We start from the raw sequence: 10,298 nt of genomic DNA on the forward strand, positions 1-10,298 counted from the left end.
GGCGCTCACATCGTTCGGTAACACTATAAGGCTATTACTTATAGCGATCGAAAAGCAGCTCGGGAGTCCATGCGTCAGGATTCGCGGCACGATTCAACCTGTACCGCTCTGGTCCGGGAAAATCATGGGGTTTCAGTCCACGGGGCCGATTCTGAATGATGAAGACGAATGACGGGATGATCCTGCAGACGATTCGTGATTCAGGCCCAGCGTTGCATGACCCAAAAATAAGCCAGCACGGGTCATTAGCGCCTCACAAAGGTGCGACGCGACTGAGACACCTACACAACAAAGAGCAAACTGGAGGTTTTTGAATGAAGATGTTGAAATCCACCCTGGCTGTCGTCACCGCCCTGGCCGCATTTGGTGTAACCGGGGCTGCTAACGCAGGTGCCACCCTTGACGCTATTCAGAAGAAAGGTTTTATTCAGTGCGGCGTCAGCGATGGCCTGCCAGGGTTCTCCGTTCCGGACTCCACCGGCAAGATCACCGGTATTGACGCTGATGTCTGCCGCGCAGTAGCCGCCGCAGTCTTTGGCGACGCCACCAAGGTCAAGTTCAGCCAGCTGAACGCCAAAGAGCGTTTCACTGCACTGCAATCGGGCGAGATCGACATCCTTTCGCGTAACACCACCTGGACCAGCTCCCGTGATGCGGGCATGGGCCTGGTGTTCACCGGCGTAACCTACTACGACGGTATCGGTTTCCTGGTAAACAACAAGCTGGGCGTGAAAAGCGCCAAGGAACTGGACGGTGCAACCATCTGCATCCAGGCCGGTACCACCACCGAGCTGAACGTCTCCGACTACTTCCGTTCGAACGGCCTGAAATACACCCCGATCACCTTCGACACCTCCGACGAAAGCGCCAAGTCGCTGGAAGGCGGTCGTTGCGACGTACTGACTTCCGACCAGTCGCAACTCTACGCACAGCGCAGCAAGCTGGCCAAACCGGACGATTACATCGTTCTGCCTGAAGTGATCTCCAAGGAACCGCTGGGTCCTGTCGTGCGTAAAGGCGACGAAGACTGGTTCTCGATCGTTCGCTGGACCCTGTTCGCCATGCTCAACGCCGAGGAAGCCAAAATCACTTCCAAGAACGTTGAAGCTGAAGCCAAGTCGACCAAGAATCCTGACGTAGCCCGTATGCTGGGTGCCGACGGTACTTACGGCAAGGACCTCAAGCTGCCGAAAGACTGGGTCGTGCAGATCGTCAAGCAGGTCGGTAACTATGGCGAAGTGTTCGAACGCAACCTGGGCGAAGGTACCCCGCTGAAAATCAAGCGTGGCCAGAACGCTCTGTGGAATGCCGGCGGCATTCAGTACGCTCCACCTATTCGTTGATTGACCCGGCGCCCGACAGGCTTCCCAGCCTGTCGGGCGTTGTTCTGTTGGATTTTTCCTGGGGCATTTCATGGAAAAGCAAATCGTCGCACCCAAGCAAAAGCTCTCTCTGAGCGATCCGAAAGTGCGCGCGTGGTTATTTCAGATCATCACTGTCGTGGCGGTGATCGCGTTGGGCTGGTTCATCTTCGACAATACCCAGACCAACCTGCAACACCGTGGTATTACCTCGGGTTTCGGTTTTCTTGAGAACAGTGCCGGTTTCGGTATTGCTCAACACCTGATCGACTACAGCGAAGCGGACAGTTATGCCCGCGTATTCGTCATCGGTTTGCTGAATACCTTGCTGGTGTCGGTTATCGGTATTGTCCTGGCAACCTTGCTGGGCTTTGTCATTGGTGTCGCTCGCCTGTCTCCGAACTGGATGATCAGCAAGCTGGCAACTGTTTATGTCGAAGTCTTCCGCAACATTCCGCCACTGCTGCAGATCCTTTTCTGGTACACCGCCGTATTCCTCACGCTGCCTGGTCCGCGTCAGGCGCATGGTTATCTGGACATGTTCTTCGTCAGCAGCCGCGGGCTCAATATGCCCAGAGCGTTGCCAGCCGAAGGTGCATGGGCGTTCCTGATCAGCATCGTGGTTGCCGTGATTGCGATCGTGATGATGGTGCGCTGGGCCAACAAGCGCTTCGAAGCCACTGGCCAGCCGTTTCACAAGTTCTGGGTCGGTCTGGCGTTGTTGCTGGTGATTCCAGGCCTGAGCATGCTGGTCTTCGGCAGCCCGGTGCATTGGGAACTGCCGCAACTGAAGGGCTTCAACTTCACCGGTGGCTGGGTGCTGATCCCGGAACTGATCTCCCTGACCCTGGCACTGACCATCTACACGGCGGCGTTCATCGCTGAAATCGTGCGTTCGGGCATCAAGTCGGTCAGTCATGGTCAGACCGAAGCTGCCCGTTCGCTGGGGCTGCGCCCTGGGCCGACGCTGCGCAAGGTCATCATTCCGCAGGCGCTGCGAGTGATCATTCCACCGTTGACCAGTCAGTTCCTGAACCTGGCGAAGAACTCTTCGCTGGCAGCAGCCATCGGTTATCCGGAAATGGTTTCCCTGTTTGCAGGTACGGTGCTCAACCAGACCGGGCAGGCGATTGAAGTCATTGCCATCACCATGAGTGTGTACCTGGCGATCAGTATCAGCATTTCTCTGCTGATGAACTGGTACAACAAGCGCATTGCGCTGATCGAGCGGTGAGGAAAAGCGCATGACGACTCATACTTTCAAACCTGATATGCCACCACCGGGCAAAGTGTTCGGCCCGATGGCGTGGATGCGGCAGAACCTGTTCTCCAGCTGGATCAACACCCTGCTGACCCTGTTCTCGCTTTACCTGATCTATCTGGTCGTTCCGCCGATCATCAGTTGGGCTCTGCTGGACGCCAACTGGGTTGGCACGACCAAGGAAGACTGCACCAAGGCGGGCGCCTGCTGGGTGTTCATCGAGCAGCGCTTCGGTCAGTTCATGTACGGCTACTTCCCCAATGAGCTGCGCTGGCGGGTCGACCTGACCGCTATCCTGGCGATCGTCGGCGCTGCGCCGCTGTTCATTTCGAAGTTTCCGCGCAAGGCTGTCTACGGTATCGCCTTCCTGGTGATCTATCCGGTTGTTGCGTTCTACCTGCTGCATGGCGGCGCGTTCGGTCTGACCAACGTACCGACCAGCCAGTGGGGCGGTCTGATGCTGACCCTGGTGATCGCTACCGTGGGTATCGTCGGTGCCTTGCCGCTGGGTATCCTGCTGGCGCTCGGTCGTCGCTCCAACATGCCCGCTGTGCGCGTGGTGTGCGTGACGTTCATCGAGTTCTGGCGCGGCGTGCCGCTGATCACCGTGCTGTTCATGTCGTCGGTGATGCTGCCGCTGTTCATGCCCGAAGGGATGAACTTCGACAAGCTGCTGCGGGCGTTGATCGGCGTGATTCTGTTCCAGTCGGCGTACATCGCCGAAGTGGTACGCGGCGGCATGCAGGCCATCCCCAAGGGCCAGTACGAAGCAGCCTCGGCGATGGGCCTGGGTTACTGGCGCAGCATGGGTCTGGTGATTTTGCCGCAGGCGTTGAAGATGGTCATTCCCGGCATCGTCAACACCTTCATTGCCCTTTTCAAAGACACCAGTCTGGTGATCATTATCGGCCTGTTCGACCTGCTCAACAGCGTCAAGCAAGCTACCGCCGACCCGGCATGGCTGGGTATGGCCACTGAAGGCTATGTCTTCGCGGCCCTGGTGTTCTGGATCTTCTGTTTCGGTATGTCCCGCTATTCCATGCATTTGGAACGTAAGCTGGACACAGGCCACAAGCGTTAGGAGTTTTGTGATGAGTGAAGTTATCAATAAGCCTCTGGGCGCTGAAGGCATGATCCGCATGGAGGGCGTCCACAAATGGTACGGCCAGTTCCATGTACTCAAGGACATCAACCTGAACGTGCGTCAGGGCGAACGTATCGTGCTGTGCGGCCCATCGGGTTCGGGCAAATCGACCACCATTCGTTGCCTCAACCGTCTGGAAGAGCACCAGCAGGGTCGTATCATCGTCGACGGCACCGAACTGACTTCCGACCTGAAGCAGATCGAGACCATCCGCCGTGAAGTCGGCATGGTGTTTCAACACTTCAACCTGTTCCCGCACCTGACCATCCTGCAGAACTGCACGTTGGCACCGATGTGGGTACGCAACATGCCGAAAAAGAAAGCCGAAGAAATCGCCATGCATTATCTGGAGCGTGTGCGTATTCCCGAGCAGGCCCACAAGTTTCCGGGTCAGCTTTCCGGTGGTCAGCAGCAGCGTGTGGCAATTGCCCGTGCCTTGTGCATGAAGCCGAAAATCATGCTGTTCGATGAACCGACTTCGGCGCTCGACCCGGAAATGGTCAAGGAAGTGCTCGACACCATGGTTGGCCTGGCTGAAGAAGGCATGACCATGTTGTGCGTGACTCACGAGATGGGCTTTGCCCGTACCGTAGCGAACCGGGTGATCTTCATGGACAAAGGCGAAATCGTCGAACAGGCCGCGCCGAACGACTTCTTCGACAACCCGCAAAGCGACCGTACCAAGCTGTTCCTCAGTCAGATCATTCACTGAGTCAGTAGCTGCTACACGGAAAACCGGGCCATGCGCCCGGTTTTTTTTCGACTGGATTTGCCATGCATCTTGTATGCAATTTTGGCTGAACCTTGTATTCGCGATGATTCTCCAACAGGATACCGCCCCCCTGAAAAGGGTCGACATACCTGATTACCGAGAAACCGATGACTGCCAAGGCTCAATCCAGCCCCCAACCGATTACCGATCAAGCCCATCCTGTTCTGAAGCGCCCCTGGCTGTTGCTGCTGGGCCTGGTGCTGGTCGCCCTCAACCTGCGCCCTGCGTTATCCAGCGTTGCGCCGTTGCTTAACGAGGTGTCCGCAAGCCTTGGGATGTCGGCTGCCGAAGCCGGTCTGCTGACCACCTTGCCGGTGTTGTGTCTGGGCCTGTTCGCGCCATTGGCACCGATTCTAGCCCGGCGTTTCGGCAGTGAACGTGTGGTTTTGGTGGTGCTCCTGACTCTGGCGTCGGGGTTGGCAGTACGCAGCCTGTTCGGCGAAGTCGGCCTGTTTACCGGCAGCCTGCTGGCGGGCGCGAGCATCGGGATCATCGGCGTATTGTTGCCCGGTATCGTCAAGCGCGATTTCCCGCGCCAGGCCGGGGCGATGACCGGTGTCTACACGATGGCGCTGTGCCTGGGCGCTGCGATAGCTGCCGGTTCGACGGTGCCGCTGAGCCAATACGTCGGCGACAGTTGGCAAATAGGTTTGGGTTTCTGGCTGGTCCCGGCGTTGATTGCGGCGCTGTTCTGGTTTCCACAAACGCGTGAAATGCATGGCTCACATCGCGATGTCTATCGGGTGCGCGGTCTGTTGCGTGACCCGCTGGCGTGGCAGGTCACGCTGTACATGGGCCTGCAATCGTCGCTGTCGTACATCGTCTTCGGCTGGCTGCCCTCGATCCTTATCGGTCGCGGCCTGACGCCGACCCAGGCCGGTCTGCTGCTGTCCGGCTCGATCATCGCGCAAGTCATCAGCGCCCTGGCGGTGCCCTATCTGGCCACACGCGGTAAGGATCAGCGTCTGGCGATCATGCTGGTCATGTCGCTGACCCTGATCGGTCTGTTCGGCTGCCTGTACGCGCCGCTTGGCGGGCTGTGGGGCTGGGCGATCCTGCTGGGAATCGGGCAGGGCGGCACGTTCAGTCTGGCGCTGGCCTTGATCGTCCTACGCTCGCGTGACTCACATGTCGCTGCCAATCTGTCGAGCATGGCGCAAGGCTTCGGCTACACCATCGCCTCGACCGGGCCATTTGCCGTGGGCGTGGTTCACGACATGACCGGCAGCTGGACCGCGATTGGCTGGATCTTCGCGGTACTCGGGCTGGGCGCCATCATCGCGGGTATGGGTGCCGGTCGGGCGCTGCAGGTGCAGGTGAACAGCGAGAAGGTATAAGGCCATCAACCTCTCGCCATTTTTCTCTGCGCCGCTTATCGTGCACGGATAATTCGCCAAGGGATGTGCACGCATGAACTACGAGGAACAAAGTCAGGCCAACAGCGCACTGATCACCCGCTTTTATGAGGCGTTTGCGCAGCTGGATGCCGAGGCGATGAGTGCCTGTTATACCGATGACGTGCTGTTCAGCGATCCTGCCTTTGGTGAATTGCGCGGTGCTCAGGTCGGTGACATGTGGCGCATGCTGACTTCCCGGGCAAAGAATTTTTCGGTGGTCTTCGATCAGGTGCGAGCCGATGACCAGACTGGCAGTGCGCACTGGGTAGCGACGTACCTGTTCAGCCAGACCGGGCGCACGGTGGTCAACGATATTCAGGCCCGTTTCGTGTTTCGTGATGGGAAGATCTGCGAGCATCGCGATCACTTCGATATGTGGCGCTGGTCGCGACAGGCGCTGGGTTTTAAGGGGCTGTTACTTGGCTGGACACCGCTGGTACGCAACGCCGTGCGCGCTCAGGCACTCAAGGGGCTCCACGCCTTTACCGAGAGTCGCCGTGCCTGAAGTTCCAGTCTCTGCCGGGTCTGCTGACGCTGGACAGGCCGTCGGTAAACCCTGGTTTGTCTATCTGGTGCGCGCTGCCAACGGCTCGCTGTACTGCGGTATCAGTGACGATCCGCAGCGGCGATTTGCTGCGCACCAGAGTGGCAAGGGCGCGCGCTTTTTCTCTTCCAGCCCGGCAATGGCCCTGGTCTACGTCGAACAGTGGCCCAGCAAGGGTGAGGCGTTGCGTCAGGAGCGGCTGATCAAGAAACTCAGAAAAAGCGCCAAAGAGGCACTGGCAGCCAGTTACGTTTGACTCCCGATCCATGAGCGTGATGTCGTGCCATCAGCTTGAGTCTGTGGGCGGGCAGGGTGCTGCGGGTTAAGCTGTGTGCTTCCCGAGTGCGCAGAGGCTGAACATGTCCGAGTTGATTCTTCACCATTACCCCACGTCACTGTTTGCCGAAAAAGCCCGCCTGATGCTGGGTTTCAAAGGCCTCACATGGCGCTCGGTGACTATCCCGTCGATCATGCCCAAGCCCGACCTTACCGCGCTGACAGGCGGTTATCGCAGGACGCCCGTGTTGCAGGCTGGCGCAGATATCTACTGTGACACGGCACTGATGGCGCGCCGCCTTGAGCAGGAGAAGGCTTCGCCAGCGTTTTATCCGCAAGGCCAGGAGTTTTCGGTTGCCGGTCTGGCCGCTTGGGCGGATTCGGTGCTGTTCCTGCATGCCGTGAGCCTGGTGTTTCAGCCTGAATCGATGGCTGTACGATTTGCCAAAGTGCCGCCAGACGCTGCCAAGGCGTTCATTGCTGACCGATCCACGCTGTTCAACGGTGGCACGGCTTCACGCCCGCCTGTCGAGCAGGTCAAGCATCAATGGCCCACGCTGATGTCACGCCTGGAGTTGCAGTTGTCGCGCGGTGGTGATTTTCTGTTTGGCGTACCTTCGATTGCCGATTTTTCGGTCGCCCATACATTGTGGTTTCTCAAGCAGACGCCGGTCACCTCACCCTTTGTCGATGATTACCCGAGTGTCAGGGCCTGGCTCGATCGTGTGCTGGATTTTGGTCATGGCACGTTCAGCGACCTGAGTTCGGCTGATGCCATTGAAATCGCCAGAAACGCAACGCCAGCGCCACTGCCCGGCGAAGTCTTTGTTGATCCGAATGGCTTCAAGGCGGGCGACACGGTCGCTGTCTCGGCAGTCGACTATGGCGTCGAGGCGGTAGAGGGTGAACTGATGTTTACCGGGCGCGAAGAGTTGATCCTGCGCCGCGAAGATGAACGCGCCGGCGTCGTGCATGTGCACTTCCCGAGAATGGGATTTCGGGTCGAGAAGCGCTGAAGTTTACGGTGCTCTGCGTTGCAACGAGGACGCGGAGCTTTGACACGTTATTCCTGGCTACTTCAATGCTGCCAGTATCTGATCCGGGTCGAAACCCCGGATCAAGGTGCCGTTGACGTCGATCAGCGGTATGCCTCTGCCACCCAGTGCTTCGTAGGCCTTACGGCCTTCTTCGGACTTCTCGATGTCGAACTCCTGATACGCAATCCCTTTGCTGTCGAGAAAGCGCCGCGTCTGTTTGCAGTAGCCACACCAGTCTGTGGCGTACATCACCACTTTCGCCTGGCTGTAGCTCTGCGCAACGCTTGCTGGAGGCGGGTGGACGAAGTTCTCGATCTTGCCCCAGTTCTGGTAAACCACCACAACCAACATGATCAGCGCGAACTTCTTGAGGGTGCGTATCAGCATGTCGGTTACCGTCGCTTCAACTGATCGGTCAGTTGGGTCGGCAGCCCCTTGATGATCAGGGTGCCTGCGGTTTCGTCGTACTCGATCTTGTCGCCCAGAAGGTGAGCTTCGAAGCTGATCGACAGTCCTTCGGCGCGTCCGGTGAAACGGCGGAACTGGTTAAGGGTGCGCTTATCGGCCGGGATCTCGGGCGACAAGCCATAGTCCTTGTTGCGGATGTGATCGTAAAACGCCCGTGGCCGCTCTTCGTCGATCAGTTCGGACAGTTCTTCCAGGCCCATCGGCTCGCCCATCTTGCTCTGGCTGCTGGCGTAATCGACCAGGGTCTTGGTCTTCTCGCGGGCTGACTCCTCCGGCAAGTCTTCACTTTCGACAAAGTCACTGAAGGCCTTGAGCAGGGTGCGTGTTTCACCAGGGCCGTCAACGCCTTCCTGGCAACCGATGAAGTCGCGGAAGTACTCGGAAACCTTCTTGCCGTTCTTGCCCTTGATGAACGAAATGTATTGCTTGGACTGTTTGTTGTTCTGCCATTCCGACAGGTTGATCCGCGCAGCAAGGTGCAACTGGCCCAGGTCCAGGTGGCGTGAAGGGGTGACGTCCAGCTCGGCATTCACCGCCACGCCTTCGCTGTGGTGCAGCAGGGCGATGGCCAGGTAGTCGGTCATGCCTTGCTGATAATGGGCGAACAACACATGACCACCGACGGAAAGATTGGATTCTTCCATGAGCTTCTGCAGATGCTCGACCGCCGTGCGCGAGAACGCGGTGAAGTCGTTGCCACCGTCCAGATACTCTTTCAGCCAGCCGCTGAACGGGTGTGCGCCGGATTCTGGATGGAACAGGCCCCATGCCTTGCCTTGTTTGGCGTTGTAGCTCTCGTTGAGGTCGGCCAGCATGTTCTCGATGGCCTGGGACTCAGCGAGTTCGGAGTCGCGTGCATGGAGAACAGCGGGCGTACCGTCGGGTTTTTTATCGATCAGGTGGACGATGCAATGACGGATCGGCATGGGCTTCTCGGCTGAAAAAGGTGAAGAGCGTGCAGCTCGTTGCAAGGCGCCAAGTGTAACGCACGCGTGCACCACTTGGCCCCGGGTAGGCTGGTTTTCGCCAGCAGGGCGTGTTTGCTGGATGTTTTTTGTGCAATTGGCATTAAAACCTGACCAAAAGGATAGGTAGAGGCGGATATTTGTCCGGCTCTGTGCTAGTTTTGCGCGGTCTTGCGCACTTAGCGCGTCAAGCATGCAGTTAGCGCACACGTAGGTCGAACCATTACCCGGTTTCAGTATCTACACTTTCGCGATTAATCGTGGCTGCTAGCGGGTGGCCAGGTTCATTGCCTGGCCACGGGCCGACGTTGCACTCTGCAATCCAAATGAATTTGATAGGGAAGGAACACCACCATGGCTCTTACTAAAGACCAATTGATCGCCGATATCGCTGAAGCTATCGACGCGCCAAAAACTACCGCGCGTAATGCTCTTGAGCAATTGGGCCAAATTGTTGCCGACCAATTGGAAAACGGCGTGGAAATCACTTTGCCAGGTATCGGCAAACTGAAAGTTGCAGAGCGTCCGGCTCGCACTGGCCGCAACCCTTCGACTGGCGCTGCCATCGAAATCGCTGCCAAGAAAGTTATCAAGTTCGTACCAGCCAAAGTGCTGACCGACTCGATCAACAAGTAAGCAACCGCTTGCTGTGAAAAAGCCGTGCACCGGTTAACCGGGCACGGCTTTTTTGTGGGCGTCTGATCACAGATCTGTGCCGCAGGGCACACTCAAGAGAGGACGCAGAGCGTCCAGAACGGCATGCCGACGCGGCGTCGCACGATAGTCGAGGTTAAGGCATGTCGGCGGAGCGTCGTACGGTAGTTGAGATTATCGTTCCTCACGCTCTAGCGTGGGAATGCCTTGCGTGACGCTCCGCGTCACAGATCTGTGCCGCACGGCACACTCAAGAGAGGACGCAGAGCGTCCAGAACGGCATGCCGACGCGGCGTCGCACGATAGTCGAGGTTAAGGCATGTCGGCGGAGCGTCGTACGGTAGTTGAGATTATCGTTCCTCACGCTCCAGCGTGGGAATGCCTTGCGTGACGCTCCGCGTCACAGATCTGTGCCGCAC

11 protein-coding genes are annotated in these 10,298 nt (G+C 58.0%); 9 read left to right on the forward strand and 2 right to left on the reverse strand.

Features of this window, described 5'->3' with window-relative positions; genetic code table 11:
• Window positions 1-314 precede the first annotated feature (314 nt).
• The 8 genes from RGM3321_RS04050 to RGM3321_RS04085 all read left to right on the forward strand — a co-directional run bounded on the left by RGM3321_RS04050 (window position 315) and on the right by RGM3321_RS04085 (window position 7,771).
• A complete protein-coding gene (locus tag RGM3321_RS04050; protein WP_003365373.1) occupies window positions 315-1,343 on the forward strand; it encodes an amino acid ABC transporter substrate-binding protein in 1,029 nt (342 codons plus the stop codon).
• Between the two features lie 70 nt (window positions 1,344-1,413).
• A complete protein-coding gene (locus RGM3321_RS04055) occupies window positions 1,414-2,595 on the forward strand; it encodes an amino acid ABC transporter permease (protein ID WP_002552269.1) in 1,182 nt (393 codons plus the stop codon).
• A gap of 10 nt (window positions 2,596-2,605) precedes the next feature.
• Window positions 2,606-3,703: an amino acid ABC transporter permease gene (locus tag RGM3321_RS04060; protein WP_244391704.1), complete on the forward strand. Its 1,098-nt coding sequence runs from the start codon at window positions 2,606-2,608 to the stop codon at window positions 3,701-3,703.
• Between the two features lie 10 nt (window positions 3,704-3,713).
• Window positions 3,714-4,478, forward strand: a complete 765-nt coding sequence (locus RGM3321_RS04065) for an amino acid ABC transporter ATP-binding protein (RefSeq protein WP_003365366.1) — start codon at window positions 3,714-3,716, stop codon at window positions 4,476-4,478.
• Window positions 4,479-4,645: 167 nt separating this feature from the next.
• Window positions 4,646-5,875 (forward strand): CynX/NimT family MFS transporter, encoded by a 1,230-nt coding sequence (locus tag RGM3321_RS04070; protein WP_244391705.1) that lies wholly within the window; start codon window positions 4,646-4,648, stop codon window positions 5,873-5,875.
• A 73-nt stretch (window positions 5,876-5,948) separates the two neighbouring features.
• A complete protein-coding gene (locus RGM3321_RS04075) occupies window positions 5,949-6,440 on the forward strand; it encodes a nuclear transport factor 2 family protein (protein ID WP_244391706.1) in 492 nt (163 codons plus the stop codon).
• Window positions 6,433-6,735 (forward strand): GIY-YIG nuclease family protein, encoded by a 303-nt coding sequence (locus tag RGM3321_RS04080; RefSeq protein ID WP_244391707.1) that lies wholly within the window; start codon window positions 6,433-6,435, stop codon window positions 6,733-6,735. Before RGM3321_RS04075 ends, RGM3321_RS04080 begins: the two co-directional genes overlap by 8 nt.
• A gap of 103 nt (window positions 6,736-6,838) precedes the next feature.
• Window positions 6,839-7,771 (forward strand): glutathione S-transferase family protein, encoded by a 933-nt coding sequence (locus RGM3321_RS04085; protein WP_244391708.1) that lies wholly within the window; start codon window positions 6,839-6,841, stop codon window positions 7,769-7,771.
• Window positions 7,772-7,828: 57 nt separating this feature from the next.
• On the opposite strand, the gene RGM3321_RS04090 is transcribed toward RGM3321_RS04085, so the two are convergent.
• Complete coding sequence (locus tag RGM3321_RS04090) at window positions 7,829-8,179, reverse strand: glutaredoxin family protein (RefSeq protein WP_244391709.1); 351 nt, start codon at window positions 8,177-8,179, stop codon at window positions 7,829-7,831.
• Between the two features lie 5 nt (window positions 8,180-8,184).
• Complete coding sequence (yejK, locus tag RGM3321_RS04095) at window positions 8,185-9,186, reverse strand: nucleoid-associated protein YejK (protein WP_002552278.1); 1,002 nt, start codon at window positions 9,184-9,186, stop codon at window positions 8,185-8,187.
• Between the two features lie 393 nt (window positions 9,187-9,579).
• On the opposite strand from yejK, the gene RGM3321_RS04100 reads away from it, so the two are divergent.
• Window positions 9,580-9,861: an HU family DNA-binding protein gene (locus RGM3321_RS04100; RefSeq protein ID WP_002552279.1), complete on the forward strand. Its 282-nt coding sequence runs from the start codon at window positions 9,580-9,582 to the stop codon at window positions 9,859-9,861.
• Window positions 9,862-10,298: the final 437 nt, after the last annotated feature.

The sequence above is a fragment of the Pseudomonas sp. RGM 3321 genome (assembly GCF_022836805.1).
GTDB lineage: Bacteria > Pseudomonadota > Gammaproteobacteria > Pseudomonadales > Pseudomonadaceae > Aquipseudomonas.